The sequence below is a fragment of the Haloarchaeobius amylolyticus genome, from assembly GCF_026616195.1.
Taxonomy (GTDB): domain Archaea; phylum Halobacteriota; class Halobacteria; order Halobacteriales; family Natrialbaceae; genus Haloarchaeobius; species Haloarchaeobius amylolyticus.
The window spans coordinates 942,835-960,495 of record NZ_JANHDH010000001.1 but is presented as its reverse complement, the minus strand read 5'-3'; the positions used below and the strand labels follow the sequence as shown (position 1 = coordinate 960,495).

Here is a 17,661-nt window from a genome sequence, read left to right as displayed (position 1 = left end):
CCGGGCACACGACAGCCCCCGCTGTCGCACGGGCGAGGCCGATGAACGGACTCGCCCTCTGGCTGGTCGTCGCGGTCGTGTCCACGGGCGTCATCTGGAAGGGGAGCGACCTCCTCGAACGGTCCGCCGAACAGCTCAGCCGGTACTACGGGCTCCCCGTCGCGGTCCACGGGGCGGTCGTCGTCGCGGTCGGGTCGAGCTTCCCCGAACTCAGCTCCGTCGTGGTCAGCACGGCGGTCCACGGCGAGTTCTCGCTGGGGCTCGGCGCCATCGTCGGGAGCGCGGTGTTCAACCTGCTCGTCATCCCGGCGCTGGCCGCGATGCAGAACGAATCGCTGGAGACGACCCGCGACATCGTCCACAAGGACGCCCAGTTCTACATCATCAGCATCCTGCTCCTGTTCCTGGTGTTCGCCCTCGGCGCGACGTACGTCCCGGGCGGCACGAACCAGGCGGCCATCGTGACGACTCCGCTCGCGCTGCTGTTGCTCCTGACCTACGGGGTGTACGTCTTCCTGCACCAGCAGGACACGAGCGAGCACGCCTCGACCGACGCGGTGGACGTGTCGCCGCGGCGCGAGTGGGGACGGCTCGCGGTCTCGCTCGTGGTCATCGCCGTGGGCGTCGAGGGCATCGTGCGGGCCGCACTCGCGTTCGGGTCGATCTTCGAGACGCCGAGTTTCCTCTGGGGGCTGACCGTCATCGCTATCGGGACGAGCCTCCCGGACGCGTTCGTCAGCATCCGGGCGGCGGCCAACGACGACAGCGTCACCAGCCTGACAAACGTCCTCGGGAGCAACACGTTCAACCTCCTCGTCGCGCTCCCGGTCGGGGTCCTCATCGCCGGGTCGGCGACCATCGACTTCCTGGTCGCCGTCCCTCTGCTCGGGTACCTGACCGGGGCGACGCTGATATTCATCGTGTTCACGCGGACCGGCCTCGAGCTGAGCGAACGGGAGGCCTACTTCTTCCTGCTGCTCTACCTCGTCTTCCTCTGCTGGGTGGGGCTGGAGACGGTCGGACGCGTGGACATCGTCCGCGGGCTCTAGGCGGGCGGCCGAGCGTCACCCGGGTCCCCGGTTCCGGGCCGACTCTCGACCGGGTGTTGACCCCCTCCTGTGCGCCCAGTCAGAGCATGCCGACGACCCACCGCGCGAGTTCGGAGGCGGTGAAGACGGCACCTTCGACCCGCGAGAGGACGCGCTCCGTCCAGAGCGCGGCGACGACCAGTCCGACGACCACGACCAGCCACGCCAGCGTCGAGAACACCGAGCCACTCACTGCTATCGGCTGGATCACCGCCGCGAGACCCATGATGCCCGTGATGTTGAGGACGTTGCTGCCGACGACGTTCCCGACCGAGACGCCGAGGCTCCGCTGTCTGATGGCGACCAGCGAGACGGCGAACTCCGGGGTCGACGTCCCGGCGGCGACGATGGTCCCGCCGATGACCCACTCGGAGATGCCGGCCCCGCGGGCAAGCGCCGAGGCAGCCAGCACCATGTAGTCGCCACTCACCAGGACCAGTGCGAGACCGGCGACGAGGAACACGACATCGCGGCCGGGGACCGAGACACGTTCGGTCACCGGCCGGGTCACGCCGCCGTCACCGAGTGGTCGTTCTGCCGACCCGGTGACCTCTGACTGGTCGCGGGTCAGGAGGAACGCCGTGTAGGCGACGAACAGTCCGACCAGCAGGACCCCTTCGAGTCTCGAGAGGTGGCTGTCGAACAGGACGAGGCCGCCCACGAGCGTACTCGCCAGCAGGACGACGCCCTCGCGTCGGAGGACCGAGTCCGCGACCGGAACCGCCCGAAGCAGGGCGATGACGCCGAGGACGAACGCGAGGTTGTAGATGTTCGAGCCGAGGACGTTCGCGACCGCGATGTCGCCCAGCCCCTTGCGTGCGGCGTCGACCGCGACGGCGAGTTCCGGGGTCGAGGTGCCGACGGCGACGATGGTCAGCCCGATGGTGAGTTCCGAGAGGCCGAATCGCCGGGCCGAGCGAACCGCGGCATCGACGAGGAGTCGCGCGCCGACCCAGAGGCCGAGCACCGAGAGGACGATAACACCGATCTGGACGACGGGGCCACCCGAGACCATTCTACAGGTGTCTGACTCGTCACCGGGTGAAAAGTCGTGTGCCAAGCCCGGCCCGTCCCTGCCGGCCGCGAGCGCGAAGCCCCCCAATCGACGGGAAGGGCTTAACCGCGGTGGTGGTGTACGACGCGACATGTCCAAAGTCACGCTCATCGGGGCCCGCATCGCCCAGTCCGGCCAGGAGTTCGTCTACCACGGCGAGTCCAGTCTCTGCGAGGGCTGTCCCTATCGGGGGCAGTGCCTCAACCTCACCGAGGGGGTGAAGTACCGGGTCGTCGAGCCCCGGGAGAACGCCCAGACGCTGGAGTGTGCGGTCCACGACGAGGGCGTCCGGGCGGTCGAGGTCGAACCCGTCTCCGTCACCGCCAACGTCCCCTCGAAGCACGCCTACGCCGGGAGCAAGGTCTCGCTGGCGGGGCCGTGCCCCCACACCGAGTGCCCGAGCCACGAGTACTGCGTCCCCGACGGCGCGGACTTCGACGAGGAGTACCGCATCAGCGAGGTCGTCGGCGACCCGCCCCACGACTACTGCTACCTCGACAGGGACCTCACGATGGTCGAGTTCGACGCGCCGGACGAATGACGGGGGAGCACGACCCCGATGAGGAGGCCGATACCCGGGACGAGACCGACGAACAGGACGACACCGCCGCCGGAGCCGAGCCGCCGACCGAGGGTGCCGACGCCGACTTCGACGCCGAGGCCGACCCTACCGACGCCGAGGCCGACCCCACTGACCTCGACGAGCGTGACATCGACGACGTGGCGGCGGAACTCGCCGCGCAGGAGCCGGTCCCGGCCGTCACCGTCCTCGCCGAGGGGCTCCGCCCGATGCTCGACCTCGCGACCAGTGCGAGCGGGAGCGTCGGCCTGCCGGAGCCGGCCGTCCTCGCCGACGACGTGCTCTCGCTCCCGCCCGAGGAGCGCTTCCGCGAGTCGGCGAGCCGGTACGCGAACCGCTTCGGGCTCGCGGGGCTGACCGACCCCGACAGCCTCGACGCGCTGGCGGCCGACCTGCCCGTCGCCGACCCGGTCCAGACCGGCGTCCGGACCGTGGTCCGGAACGCGGGTCGCTGGCAGGGGACCCTGCTCGCACAGCTCCTCGCCGACCCCGACGAGCCGGGACCGTACCTCGCGCTCGTGGTGCTGCTCGAACGCCTCGAACGGACCGCGCTGGCGGTCCAGACGCGCCGGGAGACCGGCGGCGACGAGGATGGTGCCGAGGACTTCCAGTACCTGCTCTCGACCACGCTCGCCATCCTCGCCCGGCTCGTCCGCCTCGGCACCGACGAGGCGGCGAGCGTCGACGAGGACGTGTACCTCGACGCGGTGCTCGCGAGCTATCATCTGGAGGCGGCGACCGGGAGCCCGCCGGCGAGCGACCCGCGCGAGAAGTCGGCCGCGGAGCGTCGTCGCATCGTCCACCTGCAGGGGACGCTGCTGGCCGCCGATACGCTCGACCTGCCGGCCGACGAGGCCGCCCGGTTGACGGGGGTCGACCCGTCACTGGTGGTCGCGGCGGTCGGTCGGCGCGAAAACGTCGGTCACCGCGGGGCCGACGACGACACCTGACCGACCCGGCCCACCTGTTCGGCGGAGTACCCGAACACGTCGTCGTAGCCATAGGCCGACAGCAGGACCGGGTAGAAGGCCTCTTCTGCGATCTGTGACTCGCCGTCGACCGCGGCGAAGGGTTCGCCGGATTCGACGCGCTCGAAGTTCGGCACCAGCACCTCGTACTCCTCGGCCTCGGCCTTCGGGACCCGTGCCGTCAGCCGGTAGATGGGGGTCTCCCGCGCCGGGAGCGTGCCGGGCAGGACGCCCGTCGCGATGAGGAACGCCTCGACGAGGTGGACCGCGTTCCGGCTCGCGTCCGCGGTCCCCTGGAGCCCGCACTCGACCTCGATGGTTCCCGGCACCGAGTTGAACACCCGGCCCTCGACGTACCGGCCGGTCTCGACGACGGCCGTGATGGGGAGCCGTGGGCACACCTCGCGGACGAGGTCGTCCACCCCGTCGACCACCGCGAAGGGTTCGGCGTGGGACTGCGTGGAGTGCAGCGCGAGGACCCGACAGCCCGTGAGCTCGTGGGCCAGGTCGTACGCCAGCCGCTTCTCGTGTGTGTCGGCGTCCGGGTAGCCCGGGAACGCGCGGTTCAGGTCCTCCTCTGTGTACCGGACGCCCCGTTCGAGGGCCTCCTCGTTGGCGACGACCACCTTCACGGGGCGGCGCACGTCGGGACGTCGCTCGAGGAGGTGTTCGACCGCGTGCACCCCACAGGGCTCGTCCCCGTGGATGGCGGCGACGACCGCCACCTCGGGGTCACCCTCTCCCAGCACTGACACTCTCATCGGCTTGCGTGGTCGGTGCCCGCGCTCCAAAAGCGTTCGGACTCCCGCGCTCCCCGCCGGTTCGGCCCGGGGGATTCCCTGACACACCTCTATACACCCCCGGAACGTAGTCTCACGTACGACAGCCGACGCCATGTCCCTCTCCCAGATACTCGAACAGATGCGGTCGCGTCGGAAGACGATGACCGTCTACGCCCCCGACCCCATCGACGACCTCGACCTCGCGTTCGAGGCCCGGAACGTGAGCATCCGCTACGAACCGCTGCCGCCCGGCGACCAGGAGGGGTTCATCGTCGTGAGCGACGAGGACGGGTACATCGGCAGCGTCGGGCTGGGCGCCGTCTCGGAACTGATCTCGCCCGACTGCGGCCGGGGACTCGAATCGAGACACCGCAACGCCGCGTTCCAGTGCCTGCTGGAACTGCTCGACGACACCGTGTTCCGGGCGCTCGAGAAGCGCCAGCTGCTCGCCGCGTCGCGGGAGATCGAGGACCGGGCGTGGCGGGTGGGCCGGGGGGAACTCCACACCGGGTTCCAGGACCTCAGCGCGATGAAGGCCCAGAAGCCGGTCTACGAGCAACTGGGCGAGCGCGGCGACCTGTCGGTCCACGTCTACGGCCGGCCGGACTGGATGCCGGATTCGATGCGGGACGTGTGGTTCTACCCGGTCGAGAGCGAGGAGATCGGGCACTTCTGGTTCGTGGTCTACGACGGCGGCGGGGACGACCTGAACGCCTGTGCCCTGCTCGCGGAGGAGACCGCCCCCGACGAGTTCGAGGGCTTCTGGACCTACGACCCCGCCGTCGTCGCGGACATCAGGCGGTACGTCAGCCAGACGTACGGGCCGGCGAAGTACTCCTGACCGGAATAGTTGGGAGTCGGACAGGAACGCCGAAGCCGGGACGTGACCGCGGAACCTGACCCGGGTCCAACCTTTATTAAGCAAGTCGATGAGGTGTAATCCGAGATGGATGTGACGACTGTTCCGGAGGGCTGCGGAGATGTCACGTGAGAACAAAGACGGTGGGTTCGACGCCGGGGAGGGGGACGGCGTCGGTGGGGAAATCGCCGACCGCGCCGCGGCCGTGGGGGAGGCCGCGAGCGACCTCGCACCGACCCGACGACTGTTGCTCGCCACGCTGGGCGCGGGCACCGCCGGGGCCGCACTGGGCAAGTTCGGTGTCCCCGGTATCGGGGCCGTCGTGGCCGGCAGCGTCGAGGTCCCGCCACCGGCCGCCGGGGCGAGTCCACCGGAGCACCACGACCACAGCGACATCGAGGCGCTGGTCACCGAGGAGCAGGTCACGCACCGGGCGACGCGGGACGGCGCGTGGCACGACCCGGCGACCTGGGGCGGGTCGGTCCCGGACGACTTCGCCCGGGCGCAGATTCCGACCGACGTGACCGTCACGCTCGCGGGGGGCTCGACCGCCCGGATGAAGACCCTGCGGGTGGACGGCGCGCTGGCGGTCCACCCAGAGAAGGACAGCCACCTCCGCACCGAGACGCTGGTCACGATGCCCGACAGCGTCCTGCAACTCGGTCGCGAGTCCCGCCCCATCGCCCGCGACTCGGAGGCCCGCGTCACCTTCGTCGACCTCGGACCCATCGACGAGGACTGGGACCCGGAGCGCCTGAGCACCGGCCTGCTCGCACTGGGCGAGGTCCGGGTCCACGGCGCCGAGAAGACGACGTGGTCCGACCTGGCGAGCGCCCCGACGCCCGGTGACGAAACGCTCGAACTGCCCGAGGCGCCGACGAACTGGGACGAGGGCGACCGGCTCGTCGTCGCCGGGATGGACCCGATGGCGAACGAGGACGAGGAGGTGTTCGTGACCGGCGTGTCGGGCTCGAGGGTCGAACTCGACCGTGCCCTGAGACACGACCACAGCCCGCCGAAGGACGACCTCTCGGCGTACGTCCAGAACCTCGACCGGAACGTCCGGTTCGTCTCAGAGAACGAGGCGATTCCCCGGCGCGGGCACACGATGTTCATGTCCCGGCGGGTGGCGGTCCACTACGCCGGGCTGTACGGGCTCGGCCGGACCGACAAGTCCTACGCCTTCACGAACCCCATCCACGGGGAACCGCCGGAGGACGTCGAGCCGAACCCCCGGGCCCGGTACGCCCTGCACTTCCACAAGACCGGCATCGACACCGCGGAACCGCACACCGTCAGGGGCGTCGCGGTCCGGGGCAGTCCCGGCTGGGGCGTCGTCAACCACCACAGCTACGCCGAGGTCACGGACTCGGTCACCTACGACGTGTTCGGGGCGGGGTTCGTCGCCGAGGCCGGGAACGAGCGTGGGTCGTTCGAACGGAACTTCGCCCTGCGTTCCGAGGGCAGCGGCGACCTGCCGGACTCCCGCGACTTCGACATGGGCGACGACGACCCGGGCGACGTGGACGACTTCGGTCACGGCGGCCACGGCTTCTGGTTCCAGGGGCCCGCCCTGACCATCGAGGACAACGTCGCGGCCGGCCACCGTCACCACGGCTTCGTCTTCTGGAACCGACCCCTCATCGACCGCGAACTCCGCCCCGGCGAGGAGATCCACGACCGGCGCGGGACGGTCGCGAACTTCCCACTGGACCACGTCGACGAGGAGCGCATGCCCCACCTCGTGGAGTCCGACCACGTCTACGACGGCAAGGTCTCCTCGGCGTACGTCCCCATCGAATCGTTCCGGAACAACACGACGTTCGCCTCCGGCGGCGGCCTCGACATCTCCCGGCACCAGTTCGGCTGGGACCACCAGCGCTTCGAGGACTACAGCGTCGTCGAGGGCTTCACCGCGTTCAACGTCGGGCCCCTCGTCCGGTCGTGGGGCCGCGTCGCCGCGCCCGACCACGGGAACGCCGAGGGCGGCAACAACGGCCTCTCCATCAGGTACAGCCACAACCTGCGGGTCGAGGACGCCCGGCTGGTCTGGGGCCGCGGCCGCGAGGCGACGAAACGCGTCGTCGACGACGAGCAGGCGGAGAAGCACCCCGAATCCCTCGACAGCGTCGGCATCAACCGCAACACGCCATATCCATTCCACGTGGTCTTCGAGGGCCTCGACGTGGAGGGCTGGAAGGTGGGCGCGAAGCCCCTGCCCCGGGGTATCACGATCTACCGCGACAGCCGGTTCGCCAACGACGTGAACGTCAGCGTCGAGGACGGCCATCCGCACCCCTCCCGGCGCATCAAACTGGAGAACTGCACCTTCGAGCGTGGTGGCGAGGGCCACCTGAACCTCGGTCTGGACGAACCCGAGGACCGCAGCGCCGACGAGGTGTTCGACGACGACGGCGGCGTCGTCGTGGACGGGCGGCCGGTGTACTACGAGCAACAGCGCCCCGGGCACGTCCCGATACCGGACCAGAAGACGGTGAAGCAACTCGGGGCCGAGGACCTGAAGGAGCTGGCCGGGACCGACGCCAACAACCTCGTCGGGAAGACGAACCGGCAGCTCTACGACCAGTACGGCATCGCCGTGAAGGGCCGCCCGATGCCCGACGACGCGGTCGACGACGAGCGCATCTCCGGCGGTGCCCTCGCCTCGCCACCACCGGACCCGCCCCGGGAGGTCTGGTTCGAGGCCGAGGACACGACGGTCCGGGCGCCCTTCGAGACGAAGCCCGACCCGAACGCCTCCGGCGACAGCTACGTCGTGGCCGGTGGCGTCGACAGCAGCCACGAACCGCCCAGCGAGGGCCTCCTCACATACGAGTTCGAGGTGCAGGGGGGCGAGTACGAGGTCTACGCCCGGGCCCACCGCCCCAGCGACGACGACGACTCCTTCTGGGTCCGCATGGACGACGGCGACTGGATCCGCTGGGGCGGCATCGGCGGCGACCGCGACTACGACTGGGAGCGCGTCCCCGAGCCGGAGACCGACGACTGGTCCGACCACCGCAGGTTCTCGCTCTCGGAAGGCAGCCACACCTTCACCGTGGGCTTCCGCGAGGACGGCGCACAGCTGGACAAACTGCTCGTGACGAGTACGGGCCGGACACCTATCGGCTACGGCGAGTAGGGAACGGAAGCGGCTGCGCCGGGCTCACGGCCCGTGTTCGGTCAACTTGGCGTACTCGTAATCCGCCTCGGTCGCCTCGGGACGCGCCCCGTCGAGGCGGATCTTCCAGCCGTCGAGTTCCGACGGGTCCTGCAGGGCGTTCGTGAGGACGGTCCGGATCTCCCGCAGGTCCACGCCGTAGTAGTCGCCGGGCAGGCCGTGGAAGTACTGGAGGGCAGTGCGAAACAGCGAGCGCATGCCGTCGTCGTCCTCGAAGTCGTAGTGCTTGTACGCGCCGGCGGCGACCTGCACCATCCCGTGGAGGAACATGCTCTCGGCGTTCCCGCGCCCGTAGTTGTACCACTCGTCCTCGAAGCAGTCGTGGGACTCGTGGAACGCGCCGGCGTTGTAGAGGCGCACCCCGTGGACCAGGGCGCGCCGGAGCGTGTCGTGCTCCCAGCGACCCTCGTCCGGAAGCCAGCCCGTCGGGGTGCCCCGGTCCGGGGGCGCGACCGTCGCGTCGGTCGTGTGGTCGTCCATCTGCCATCCGGTTCGGCCGGCAGGCTGGTCAATCCATCGCTGCCCCGACCCGGCCGTGAATCCTGCCTGCACGTCTCACGAGCCAGATATCTCGGCTGGCGGCGTCTGCAGCGACATGACCCACGCCATCGTCACCACGCTCTCGGGGGAGCACGCCGAGGAGGTCCAGCGTCTCTGGCGCGATCTCCACGACCGCTTCGGGGTCGCCAAATGTGCGCCCGTCCCCCCGCACGTCTCCTACCACGGCGCCGCGAGCTACGGCGACGACCTCGACCAGAACCTCGCCTCTGTCGCCGATGGATTCGAGCCCTTCGTCGTCCAGACCGCCGGGCTCGGCGTGTTCCCGGGCGAATCACCCGTCGTCCACTGCCCGGTCGTCCGGACCGACGCCCTCTCACTGCTCCAGCAGACCGTCTACGACGTGGCCATCGGAGCGGCCGAGGCTCCCAACACCTACTACCGTCCCGAGGTGTGGCAACCCCACGTCACCCTCGTTCATGGCGACCTCACGCCCGCGCAACTCGGCCCCGTCGTCACGTTCCTCAACGACCGCGCTCCCTCCCTCTCGGTCGTGGTCGACGAACTGGCCGTGGTCGACACCGACGAATCCGGCGACTGCGTCGTGGCTCGCTTCCCCCTCGGCGGATAATCGGGGGTCGGTTCGCAACGTTTTAACGCCCCGACAGCACAGATACGGGTGCGTGCGAGGGTAGCCAAGCCTGGAAACGGCGGCGGACTCAAGATCCGCTCCTGTAGAGGTCCAAGGGTTCAAATCCCTTCCCTCGCATGTCTGGCGCGACCGGACGGGAGCGCCTGACTGCGAACGGAGGGGTTTGAATCAGGGAGCAGGTTTCCTGCGACCGAGGTTCCGATTCCCTGCGAATCGGAAGCCCGTGACAGCTGTGCTGGCACGGTGGTTCAAATCCCTTCCCTCGCATGGCTGCGGGAGACCGCAGGACATGCGCGGCAAGACGGAGCGTCTTGCCCTCGCGAACTTCTGATAGTAAAAACCCGAACAGCGACGGCCTCAGAACCCGCGTTGCTCGTCGTCGTCGTCACCGACGAACGGGTTGTTCTCGGAGTGGCTGGGGCCGTCCTCGGTCGTCCCGCCGAACTTCCAGCGGAGGGCGAGCATGAAGACCACGGCGAGGGCGAAGAGCCCGATCTGGACGAGTTCGACCATACCCGGAGATGGCCGGGCGAGGAGCAAAAGCGTTGTTCTGTCGCGGGCAGGTGGGGTCAGTCCCGGCGGAGTCGCTCGGCGAGGGTGGTCCGGCCGTCGCCGTCGGCGTCGTCCGGGCCGGGGGCCATGCCGCCCTGGTCGGTGTACTCGACTGCGGGGTCGGCTGGCTCCCCCTGGTTCATCTCCCGGAGGCGGCGCCAGAGGACCGTCAGGAGCCCGACCAGACAGAGCAGGAAGAACAACTCGGCGTAGCCCTCGACCATGGTTATTACCCGGTGTTCGGGGTGATAAAGTTTCGTTCCGGATACACGAAACCGGAGAGTATTTTCGTCCGCGTACCCGGAGTGTGGGCATGACCGAGTACGCAGACCGTGTTCGCGTGGCCGAGGCGGCCGCGCGAGCCGGTGCCGCGGTGGCGGCCGAGGGCTTCCGGACCGGCATCGCCATCGAGGAGAAGGGCCAGAAGACGGACGTGGTGACCCAGGCCGACCGGGACGCCCAGCGGGCCGTCATCGAGCGGATCAGGGAGGCGTTCCCGGACGATGCCATCGTCGGCGAGGAGGACGACGAGCTGAAGGCGGTCCCGGCGTCTGGGCCGGCGTGGGTCATCGACCCCATCGACGGGACGAACAACTACGTCCGGGACATCCCGGTGTGGGCGACCAGCGTCGCGGCCGTGGTCGACGGCGAGCCCGTGGCCGCGGCGAACGTCATGCCGGCGCTTTCCGACTGCTACACCGCGGGACCTGACGGGGCACGGCTGAACGGTTCCGAGCTGTCGGTCAGCGAGGCCGACGACCCCGACCGGTTCGTCATCTGCCCGACCATCTGGTGGGACTTCGACCGCCGGGACGAGTACGCCCGGGCCTGTGAGGTCATCGTCGAGCGCTTCGGCGACATGCGCCGCTTCGGCTGCGCGCAGGCCGTCCTCGGGATGGTGGCCGCGGGCTCGCTGGAGGCGACCATCACGAACGTCGACCCGAACCCCTGGGATACGGTCGCCGGGGTGTACCTGGTTCGGCAGGCCGGCGGGACCGTGACCGACCTCGAGGGCGAGCGCTGGACCCACGAGAGCCAGGGCCTCGTGGCGTCGAACGGGACGCGACACGACGAGGTGCTGGCGGCGGCGCGGGACGTCGAGAAGATTCGGATGTCGTAGGTCGCCGGCGGTCAGCACCCTCGCCGGCACGCGCCACCGCCCAGAGCAGTCACGCGAATTCGCCGCAAGTACGGTCCCTTATGAGCCTGGGGCGTGTCCCCACGCGCATGGAACTCGACGAGACGGACCGTCACATCCTCCGCATCCTCCAGGAGAACGCACGGACCACCTTCAGCGAGATCGCCCGACGCATCGACATGTCGAGCGCGACCGTCCACGACCGGGTCGGGCGGCTGGAGGAGGCCGGCGTCATCGAGGGTTACCACGCCAAACTGGACCCGAAGGCCGTCGGGTACGGTATCTCGGCCATCATCGGCCTGCGCGTCGAGCAGGGCCGGGAGAAGGACACGCTCCAGCGCCTGCAGGACATCGAGGGGGTCCAGGAGGTCCACCTCACGACGGGCGAGTGGGACGTGATGGCCCGGGTCTACGCGGCCGACGCCGACGCCCTCCGGGAGCTGATGTTCGACCGCATCGCCCAGATGGACGGGTTCGCGCGGTCCCAGACCATGGTCATCCTCGGGACGCCCCACGAGTCCGAGGAGCTGCCGGTCTGAGCAGGCCGCCCTGGGCCGGTTTCGCTGGCGTCCTCGCGGCGCACGAGACCAGAAGGGTAATGCCGAATCGCGCCCGCGGTGGGCATATGAGTGACCTGATAGAGCGTATCGGCATCGGGCGCGCGTGGGCAGCCGGGGTCGCACTGCTCGCGCTGGTGTTCGGGCTCGGGTCGGTACTGTTCACGAGGACGGTGTACGCCAACTTCGTCTGGCACTACTTCTGGGGGCCCGTCTACGCCGACGCGAAGGGCTGGAGCTGTGCGGCGTGGGCCAACGGCGAGCAGATACAGCCCCAGAGCTGTACCAACGTGCCGGCAGGGATGGGGCCGGTCGCGGAGCCGGGCTACACCGTCGTCTCCGAGATCGGCTACGCCGTCATCCTGCTGGTGATGCTGGTCGGCGTCGCGCTGCTCCTCAAACAACTTCGCGTCGAGCGCTACCGGGCGATGTTCTACGGCCTCTTCCCGTTCATGTTCTTCGGCGGGGCGCTCCGCGTCGTCGAGGACGTGAACAACCGCGCGGCCGAGGTCCGCGCCGAGCAACTCGCCAGTGGGGTCCCGCCGGCCGAGGCGACCGGCGTCCTCATCGACTACCCGCTGAACGCGTTCCTCATCAGTCCCATCATCTACTTCACCGTCTTCTTCGTCGCCCTCGGCGCGCTCGTGGCGGCGGTCTACCTCTCCCGGCACGTCATCAGCCAGTCCTACGAGTACCCGCTGTTCGCCATCGCGAGCGCGATACTGGTGGTGACGCTGGGCTATCTCGGCTGGGCCTCTGCGACCAAGGAGTTCGTCTACTTCTACCCGCAGGTGCTCGTGGCGGTGCTGGTCGGCGCGACCATCTGTACCGCCGGCGTCTGGTACCTCATCGAGAACGTCAAGCCCGCCATCAACCGCGGGACCGGCCTGATGGGTCTGGTCATCCTCTGGGCGCACTCCATCGACGGCGTGGCGAACGTGGTCGGCCTCGACTGGATGACCTACCTGACCGGCCGCGCGAACCTGACGGGCAAGCACCCGGTCAACCGCTTCATCGTCGACGTCTCGGGTGGCGTCCTGCCGGCGTACCTCGACGCGTTCCCGTTCCTCATCGTGAAACTGGTCGCCGCGACCTTCGTCATCTACGTCTTCGACGAGGTGGTGTTCGAGGACAGTCCGCGCTTCACCGTGATGTTGCTCGTGGCGATCGTCGCCGTCGGTCTCGGGCCCGGGACCCGTGACATGCTCCGGGCGACGCTCTACGTCTGACCTTCTCTCCCCGTTCTACAGCGCGTCCAGCGTGTTCCGCGGGAAGTACCGGCTCCCGCAGTTCGCGCACTCCGCGACGACGAGTGGCCCGGCGGACTCCACGCCCACCGTCTCGGCCGGTACCTGCGACCGTGTCAGGGACCCGCCGCAGGTCGCACAGTTGAGATCGAACTCGGAGACGATGCCTCCCCCATCCTCTGATAGCTCTGTCATGGTAGTAATTGGCACACCACTCGAACCCACGGTTCGGGCCCGCTTAAAACTACGCTTCGTCCCGGAATCGAGACCGTCGGTCAGGGATACGGGTGGTGGCGCCGGTTCAGCCGGGACTCGAATCCGAGGGACTCGGGCACCGTCTCGGCGCGCTCGCCGAAGGCCGGGTCGCCGGTGAACAGCGGCTGGGCTCCGGGCACGACGACCCGGACCGCCTCGAAGCCGGCCTGGGCCACGTCGGGCGTGGTGAGCCGGGCGGCGTAGGGCGTCAGGCCCGCGTCGGTGACCCGCGAGACGAGGTCGTCGACCGCGGCCGCCCCCGTCGCGGGGTCGTCGGGGCCGACGCTCGCGGCGGGGACCGGGCCGCCCGCGTCGAGGAAGTCGGCGGCGGCCGACGGGAAGTCGGCGAACGCGGCGATGGCGCCCGGTTCGTCGGTCGCCTGCGAGCGCCCCATCGACCGCAGCTCCATCCAGTTCTGGAGCGCCTCGGCCAGCCCCGAGCGCGCCGCGTCGACCGGGTCCAGCGCCGCCCCGGAGCCGACCGCGAAGGCGGGCCAGTCGTCGTCCTCGCGGTGGACCGCGACCGCGACGACCGGCACGTCCACGTCCTGGGTCACGAGCAGGGCCGTGGTCCGCAGCCCCTCCGAGCGGGCGCGCCGGGCGAGCGTCTGGTACTCCTCGTCGTCGACGCGGAGTTCGAGGGGTTCGAACGTCGAGTACCACGCGAGCATGGTCGCGTCGCGCTCGACGACCTCGGTCAGGCCGGAGACGAGCGCGTCGGCCCCGGAGGTGCCGAGGCCGAGCCCCGTCGTGATGGCGTCGGTGTAGCGCTCCTCCGGCGGCGGGAACTGCACGACCTCTGCGGGAAGCGGTGCCTCCTCGCCGGTCGCGAGGTTCTCGCCCACCACCCACGGAATCGGCTCCTCGGGGTCGACCGCGGGGGCGTCGTCGCGCCGGACCACGTCGTCGGGGCGGACCCCCTCGTCGACCATCGCCGGCGGCATCGCCCGGAACTCGCTCTCGCGGTAGACCGCCGACGAGTAGCGTTCCAGCGCCTCCCCGACGGCCTTCATGAAGGCGGCGTTCCAGTCGTCGGCGACGCCCGCGGCCTGCTTCGGCGCGCTGGCGTCGCTGAAGACGCTCGTCTCGGAGTTCGTCGCGAGGTAGTACGGCGCCGGGAAGGACTCGACCTCGCCGATGTCGCTGACCAGGCCGACCCGCGGGTCCAGCGCCTGCTCGGCCCGGGCGACGGCGTCGTCGAGGCTCACCGCCTCGTGGTCGTGTCGGACCGTGCGGTCACGGCTCGTACAGCACCCCGGCACCGGGAGGAACGAGCGGTTCTGGTGCGGGAGTTCGTGGACCGCCCCGACAACGTCGCCCTCCCCGGTGAGGAAGCCGACCGCCTGCCGGCCCGCGACCGCCCCGGCGAGTCTGGCGGTCGGGTTGTCGACCGTGCCCTCGTCGGTCTCGCGGGCGTTCGCCGCGACCCGCGCCCGGAGACAGTCGTAGCAGCCGCGCCCCGATTCGAGGCCGGTGACCGACGCGTCGACCCCGGCGACGGCCGCGCCGCCGATACCCCCGAGTTCGACCGCGAGCCACGGCCCGTCCGCGACCTCGTTCGCCGTCTCGAACGCCTCGTCACCGACCGGCCCGACGACCACGCCGAGGTCGGTCCCGGCGATGTCGGCCGCTTCGACACGCTCCGACGTGGCGTCCGCGTCGGCCAGGGCCGCCACCACGGCCTCGGCCGCCGGTCCGTCACCTGCGATACGTACGTCCATGCCACAGCGTGCTCGGGGTGGGGGGAAAAGTGCGACGCTCTCGGGGCCCGGCAGTCAGATGTGCTCCTCTTCGAGCACCCACCCGAGCGCCCGCTTGTAGTACGTGAACATCTGCTTGACACCCTCGTGTTTCATGTCCTCGTCGTCGAGTTGCTCCTTGAGGAACTCGTACTGCTCGCGGATCTCGGCTTCGTCGCGCATACGCGCACCTCGGCGTTCCGGCCGGAAGTGTGTTTCTTCCGTCACCCGCCGCGCGGAACCGCTGGGCCACCATGGGTCGTCCCGCCAGGGTTTGATACGCGTGGCGTCCGACGTGTCGCCCATGAGCTACACCAAGACGAGCACCGCGGACGTGGACTCGGTCATCGACGAGGAGTACGGCGGGATGTGGTTCCTGCGCGACGCACTCGAGACCGAACACGTCGGCGTGACCATCATGGAACTCGAACCGGGCAGCAAGGGCAAGGAGCACGACCACTCGCACGACGGCCAGGAGGAGGTGTACGTCGTGGTCGCGGGCACCGTCGACGTGGAACTCGAGGACGAGACGGTGCCCCTCGCCGAGGACGAGGCGCTCCGCCTCTCCGCCGACGAGACGCGCCAGCTGAAGAACCCCTACGACGAGGTCGCGAAACTGGTGCTCGTCGGGGCCGGCGGCGACTGACGGAACCGCTTCCCCGCTTCGACCGCGAGCGGAACCGTCAAACGCCTCGCTCCTGTAGCCTCGGCCATGATATCCAACCTCGCCGCAGGCGTGCAGGCGTTCACGAGCAACGTCTTCCTGGTGTCGGGTGACCGCCGCGTGCTGGTCGACGCGGGCGCGAACTTCGACGTGGCCTCGAAGATAGAGGAGCGCGGCGGCATCGACGCCGTCGTGATGACGCACACTCACCCCGACCACGTCGGGAACCTCTCCGAGGTGAAGGAGGCCTTCGGGGTCGAGGCGTGGGGCTTCGACACCGACCAGCCCGGCGTCGACCACGCCATCGCCGACGGCGGGTGGGTCCAGCTCGGCGACCACGAGTACGAGGCGCTGCACACGCCGGGACACAAGAACGACCACCTCTGCTTCTACAGCGACGACGCGGGCGTCCTGTTCGCCGGCGACCTCGTCTTCCAGAACGGGAGCTTCGGCCGGACCGACCTCGAGGAGGGCGACCACGACGCGCTCATCGAGAGCATCGAGCGCGTCAGAGACCGGGTCGACGAGGACTTCCGCGAGATGCACGTCGGCCACGGGCCCTCCGTGACGAACGAGCCGTTCGGGCACGTCGAGGCTGCCCTGGAGATGGCCTCGTCGGCGTTCCGGCGGTAGCGAACCGGTCAGGAACAGGCGACGGTCGGGAGACCGCAGAATCAGGAGAGCGCCGCCGTCACGACCGCCTCGTAGGCGACCTCGTACGCTTCGGCGACCACGTCGGGGTCGCGTCGCTTCTCGCCGCCGAGTGCGGGCAGGCCCACCTCGGCCAGCGGGTCACAGTGCGATATCACGTCCGAGACGCGCTCTTCGAGTTGCCCCTCGTGGGTGCTCCCGCCGACGACCTCGCGGGCCCTGGCGTACCGGTCGGCGTTGTACACCCGGGCGCGGCCGGGGTCGACCACCGCCACGGCGTCGAACTCGACCTGCTGGATGGGGACCGCGATGTCGCTGTAGGACTCGACGACCGCCCGGTCGCGGGCGAGGATCGCTTCCCGGACCGACTCGAGTACCGTGGTGTGGCGGTCCGCCATCACCGCGTTCAGTTCCGCCAGCGTCTCGACGGTCGTCGCCTGCTCCAGGGGCAGGTGCTCGCGGGCGCTCTCGGGCAGGTCGGCGTTCGCGTTCACGACGAACGCGTCGCCGACGCGGTCGCAGACGAACCGGCGGTGGCTCGCGCCGATGATGCCGGCGTCGGCGCCGGGCGACGGCCGCCAGAGCCGGTGCAGTGGGTTGATGTCCTCTGGTTCGACGGCCTCGGGGCTCGCCGCCGCGAGACGTTTCGCGTCCTTCCCGTAGAGTCGCCCCGCCGAGACGGCGCGCTCGTAGTCGTCGTGGTCGAACCAGTAGTCGTTGCCGGCACGCGGTTTGAAGCCGGTGGCACCGGCGTACGCACAGAGGCCGGTCGAGAACGTCGTCTTCCCGGCGTCGACGCGGTCGCCGCCGGCGACGAGCAGCCTCATTCCGCGAGACCGTAGTACCCCGGTTCGTCGTCGCTCCGCGGGGTCGCTACCACGAGGTCGTCGGCGTTGCGCATGACCCACGGGATGGCCCAGTCGAGCAGGATGTCCTCGGTCTCGCGGTCGATGTCGGCCTCGGCGTCGAGGCCCTGCAGGAGTCGGGCGATCTCGTAGACGGTGTACATCTGGTCGTCCTCGAGCAGTTCCTCGGGGGTGTAGAAGTCACACGGATGTAGTTTCTCGAACTCGGACTTCGGGACGGGCATGTGCTCGCGTAGGACGGTCCCACTCCTAAACGGTCCGGTTGCGGGAGGCCGTCGCCGGCGGACGCGTCGGACGCGTCGCTGGTTCGGTGTCTCGGAAGGGTGGTTA

Annotated in this window: 21 protein-coding genes and 1 tRNA gene; 12 read left to right on the top strand and 10 right to left on the bottom strand. The window is 69.7% G+C overall.

Features of this window, described 5'->3' with window-relative positions:
• Window positions 1-41 precede the first annotated feature (41 nt).
• Complete coding sequence (locus NOV86_RS04920; RefSeq protein ID WP_267640140.1) at window positions 42-1,049, top strand: sodium:calcium antiporter; 1,008 nt, start codon at window positions 42-44, stop codon at window positions 1,047-1,049.
• 79 nt (window positions 1,050-1,128) lie between these two features.
• On the opposite strand, the gene NOV86_RS04915 is transcribed toward NOV86_RS04920, so the two are convergent.
• Entirely contained in the window at window positions 1,129-2,103 is a 975-nt protein-coding gene (locus tag NOV86_RS04915) for a sodium:calcium antiporter (RefSeq protein ID WP_267640139.1), read from the bottom strand.
• Between the two features lie 130 nt (window positions 2,104-2,233).
• Between NOV86_RS04915 and NOV86_RS04910 the strand changes: the two genes are divergently transcribed.
• Together NOV86_RS04910 and NOV86_RS04905 are read left to right on the top strand one after the other, a co-directional pair.
• Complete coding sequence (locus tag NOV86_RS04910) at window positions 2,234-2,683, top strand: UPF0179 family protein (protein ID WP_267640138.1); 450 nt, start codon at window positions 2,234-2,236, stop codon at window positions 2,681-2,683.
• Window positions 2,680-3,672, top strand: coding sequence for a hypothetical protein (locus NOV86_RS04905; protein WP_267640137.1), 993 nt, complete (start codon window positions 2,680-2,682; stop codon window positions 3,670-3,672). The genes NOV86_RS04910 and NOV86_RS04905 overlap by 4 nt, the downstream gene beginning before the upstream one ends.
• On the opposite strand, the gene NOV86_RS04900 is transcribed toward NOV86_RS04905, so the two are convergent.
• A complete protein-coding gene (locus tag NOV86_RS04900) occupies window positions 3,645-4,451 on the bottom strand; it encodes a M14 family metallopeptidase (RefSeq protein ID WP_267640136.1) in 807 nt (268 codons plus the stop codon). The genes NOV86_RS04905 and NOV86_RS04900 overlap by 28 nt on opposite strands.
• Window positions 4,452-4,584: 133 nt before the next feature.
• Between NOV86_RS04900 and NOV86_RS04895 the strand changes: the two genes are divergently transcribed.
• Together NOV86_RS04895 and NOV86_RS04890 are read left to right on the top strand one after the other, a co-directional pair.
• Window positions 4,585-5,313, top strand: a complete 729-nt coding sequence (locus tag NOV86_RS04895) for a DICT sensory domain-containing protein (protein WP_267640135.1) — start codon at window positions 4,585-4,587, stop codon at window positions 5,311-5,313.
• A 139-nt stretch (window positions 5,314-5,452) separates the two neighbouring features.
• Window positions 5,453-8,473, top strand: coding sequence for a G8 domain-containing protein (locus tag NOV86_RS04890; protein ID WP_267640134.1), 3,021 nt, complete (start codon window positions 5,453-5,455; stop codon window positions 8,471-8,473).
• Between the two features lie 24 nt (window positions 8,474-8,497).
• On the opposite strand, the gene NOV86_RS04885 is transcribed toward NOV86_RS04890, so the two are convergent.
• Window positions 8,498-8,992 (bottom strand): DUF309 domain-containing protein, encoded by a 495-nt coding sequence (locus NOV86_RS04885; RefSeq protein ID WP_267640133.1) that lies wholly within the window; start codon window positions 8,990-8,992, stop codon window positions 8,498-8,500.
• 115 nt (window positions 8,993-9,107) lie between these two features.
• Here NOV86_RS04885 and NOV86_RS04880 point away from each other — a divergent pair, with 115 nt between their 5' ends.
• Complete coding sequence (locus NOV86_RS04880) at window positions 9,108-9,641, top strand: 2'-5' RNA ligase family protein (RefSeq protein WP_267640132.1); 534 nt, start codon at window positions 9,108-9,110, stop codon at window positions 9,639-9,641.
• Window positions 9,642-9,695: 54 nt separating this feature from the next.
• Window positions 9,696-9,779 (top strand) — tRNA-Leu (locus NOV86_RS04875).
• Between the two features lie 240 nt (window positions 9,780-10,019).
• Here NOV86_RS04875 and NOV86_RS04870 read toward each other — a convergent pair.
• Window positions 10,020-10,175, bottom strand: coding sequence for a hypothetical protein (locus tag NOV86_RS04870; RefSeq protein WP_267640131.1), 156 nt, complete (start codon window positions 10,173-10,175; stop codon window positions 10,020-10,022).
• A 56-nt stretch (window positions 10,176-10,231) separates the two neighbouring features.
• The gene (locus NOV86_RS04865) at window positions 10,232-10,438 is read right to left on the bottom strand and encodes a hypothetical protein (protein ID WP_267640130.1); all 207 of its coding nucleotides are present in this window, start codon (window positions 10,436-10,438) and stop codon (window positions 10,232-10,234) included.
• Between the two features lie 89 nt (window positions 10,439-10,527).
• Between NOV86_RS04865 and NOV86_RS04860 the strand changes: the two genes are divergently transcribed.
• From NOV86_RS04860 to NOV86_RS04850, 3 genes are all read left to right on the top strand, one after another.
• Window positions 10,528-11,334 carry an inositol monophosphatase family protein gene (locus NOV86_RS04860; RefSeq protein WP_267640129.1) on the top strand — a complete coding sequence of 269 codons (807 nt, stop codon included), beginning with the start codon at window positions 10,528-10,530 and terminating at the stop codon, window positions 11,332-11,334.
• Between the two features lie 107 nt (window positions 11,335-11,441).
• A complete protein-coding gene (locus NOV86_RS04855; protein ID WP_267640128.1) occupies window positions 11,442-11,891 on the top strand; it encodes an Lrp/AsnC family transcriptional regulator in 450 nt (149 codons plus the stop codon).
• Between the two features lie 86 nt (window positions 11,892-11,977).
• Entirely contained in the window at window positions 11,978-13,138 is a 1,161-nt protein-coding gene (locus NOV86_RS04850) for a DUF63 family protein (RefSeq protein ID WP_267640127.1), read from the top strand.
• Window positions 13,139-13,153: 15 nt separating this feature from the next.
• Here the strand turns inward: NOV86_RS04850 and NOV86_RS04845 are convergent, their stop codons facing one another.
• The 3 genes from NOV86_RS04845 to NOV86_RS04835 all read right to left on the bottom strand — a co-directional run bounded on the left by NOV86_RS04845 (window position 13,154) and on the right by NOV86_RS04835 (window position 15,333).
• On the bottom strand, window positions 13,154-13,351 hold the full coding sequence (locus NOV86_RS04845; protein WP_267640126.1) for a hypothetical protein: 198 nt from the start codon (window positions 13,349-13,351) through the stop codon (window positions 13,154-13,156).
• Window positions 13,352-13,431: 80 nt separating this feature from the next.
• Window positions 13,432-15,132 carry a YcaO-like family protein gene (locus tag NOV86_RS04840; RefSeq protein WP_267640125.1) on the bottom strand — a complete coding sequence of 567 codons (1,701 nt, stop codon included), beginning with the start codon at window positions 15,130-15,132 and terminating at the stop codon, window positions 13,432-13,434.
• A 54-nt stretch (window positions 15,133-15,186) separates the two neighbouring features.
• Entirely contained in the window at window positions 15,187-15,333 is a 147-nt protein-coding gene (locus NOV86_RS04835) for a DUF8555 family protein (RefSeq protein ID WP_267640124.1), read from the bottom strand.
• Window positions 15,334-15,454: 121 nt separating this feature from the next.
• On the opposite strand from NOV86_RS04835, the gene NOV86_RS04830 reads away from it, so the two are divergent.
• Entirely contained in the window at window positions 15,455-15,796 is a 342-nt protein-coding gene (locus tag NOV86_RS04830) for a cupin domain-containing protein (RefSeq protein WP_267640123.1), read from the top strand.
• Window positions 15,797-15,862: 66 nt separating this feature from the next.
• Window positions 15,863-16,447 carry an MBL fold metallo-hydrolase gene (locus NOV86_RS04825; protein WP_267640122.1) on the top strand — a complete coding sequence of 195 codons (585 nt, stop codon included), beginning with the start codon at window positions 15,863-15,865 and terminating at the stop codon, window positions 16,445-16,447.
• Between the two features lie 41 nt (window positions 16,448-16,488).
• On the opposite strand, the gene NOV86_RS04820 is transcribed toward NOV86_RS04825, so the two are convergent.
• Both NOV86_RS04820 and NOV86_RS04815 read right to left on the bottom strand, forming a co-directional pair.
• Entirely contained in the window at window positions 16,489-17,292 is an 804-nt protein-coding gene (locus NOV86_RS04820; RefSeq protein ID WP_267640121.1) for an ATPase, read from the bottom strand.
• Entirely contained in the window at window positions 17,289-17,555 is a 267-nt protein-coding gene (locus NOV86_RS04815; RefSeq protein ID WP_267640120.1) for a DUF5827 family protein, read from the bottom strand. Before NOV86_RS04815 ends, NOV86_RS04820 begins: the two co-directional genes overlap by 4 nt.
• Window positions 17,556-17,661 lie beyond the last annotated feature (106 nt).

Excerpts from the sequence above, each read along its gene's own strand:
- NOV86_RS04910 (WP_267640138.1), top strand. The coding sequence starts at position 2,234 with ATGTCCAAAGTCACGCTCATCGGGGCCCGCATCGCCCAGTCCGGCCAG.
- NOV86_RS04815 (WP_267640120.1), bottom strand. The coding sequence starts at position 17,555 with ATGCCCGTCCCGAAGTCCGAGTTCGAGAAACTACATCCGTGTGACTTC.
- NOV86_RS04850 (WP_267640127.1), top strand. The coding sequence starts at position 11,978 with ATGAGTGACCTGATAGAGCGTATCGGCATCGGGCGCGCGTGGGCAGCC.
- NOV86_RS04820 (WP_267640121.1), bottom strand. The coding sequence starts at position 17,292 with ATGAGGCTGCTCGTCGCCGGCGGCGACCGCGTCGACGCCGGGAAGACG.
- NOV86_RS04845 (WP_267640126.1), bottom strand. The coding sequence starts at position 13,351 with ATGACAGAGCTATCAGAGGATGGGGGAGGCATCGTCTCCGAGTTCGAT.
- NOV86_RS04905 (WP_267640137.1), top strand. The coding sequence starts at position 2,680 with ATGACGGGGGAGCACGACCCCGATGAGGAGGCCGATACCCGGGACGAG.
- NOV86_RS04870 (WP_267640131.1), bottom strand. The coding sequence starts at position 10,175 with ATGGTCGAACTCGTCCAGATCGGGCTCTTCGCCCTCGCCGTGGTCTTC.
- NOV86_RS04865 (WP_267640130.1), bottom strand. The coding sequence starts at position 10,438 with ATGGTCGAGGGCTACGCCGAGTTGTTCTTCCTGCTCTGTCTGGTCGGG.
- NOV86_RS04915 (WP_267640139.1), bottom strand. The coding sequence starts at position 2,103 with ATGGTCTCGGGTGGCCCCGTCGTCCAGATCGGTGTTATCGTCCTCTCG.
- NOV86_RS04835 (WP_267640124.1), bottom strand. The coding sequence starts at position 15,333 with ATGCGCGACGAAGCCGAGATCCGCGAGCAGTACGAGTTCCTCAAGGAG.
- NOV86_RS04855 (WP_267640128.1), top strand. The coding sequence starts at position 11,442 with ATGGAACTCGACGAGACGGACCGTCACATCCTCCGCATCCTCCAGGAG.
- NOV86_RS04900 (WP_267640136.1), bottom strand. The coding sequence starts at position 4,451 with ATGAGAGTGTCAGTGCTGGGAGAGGGTGACCCCGAGGTGGCGGTCGTC.
- NOV86_RS04880 (WP_267640132.1), top strand. The coding sequence starts at position 9,108 with ATGACCCACGCCATCGTCACCACGCTCTCGGGGGAGCACGCCGAGGAG.
- NOV86_RS04920 (WP_267640140.1), top strand. The coding sequence starts at position 42 with ATGAACGGACTCGCCCTCTGGCTGGTCGTCGCGGTCGTGTCCACGGGC.
- NOV86_RS04860 (WP_267640129.1), top strand. The coding sequence starts at position 10,528 with ATGACCGAGTACGCAGACCGTGTTCGCGTGGCCGAGGCGGCCGCGCGA.
- NOV86_RS04885 (WP_267640133.1), bottom strand. The coding sequence starts at position 8,992 with ATGGACGACCACACGACCGACGCGACGGTCGCGCCCCCGGACCGGGGC.
- NOV86_RS04840 (WP_267640125.1), bottom strand. The coding sequence starts at position 15,132 with ATGGACGTACGTATCGCAGGTGACGGACCGGCGGCCGAGGCCGTGGTG.
- NOV86_RS04830 (WP_267640123.1), top strand. The coding sequence starts at position 15,455 with ATGAGCTACACCAAGACGAGCACCGCGGACGTGGACTCGGTCATCGAC.
- NOV86_RS04890 (WP_267640134.1), top strand. The coding sequence starts at position 5,453 with ATGTCACGTGAGAACAAAGACGGTGGGTTCGACGCCGGGGAGGGGGAC.
- NOV86_RS04825 (WP_267640122.1), top strand. The coding sequence starts at position 15,863 with ATGATATCCAACCTCGCCGCAGGCGTGCAGGCGTTCACGAGCAACGTC.
- NOV86_RS04895 (WP_267640135.1), top strand. The coding sequence starts at position 4,585 with ATGTCCCTCTCCCAGATACTCGAACAGATGCGGTCGCGTCGGAAGACG.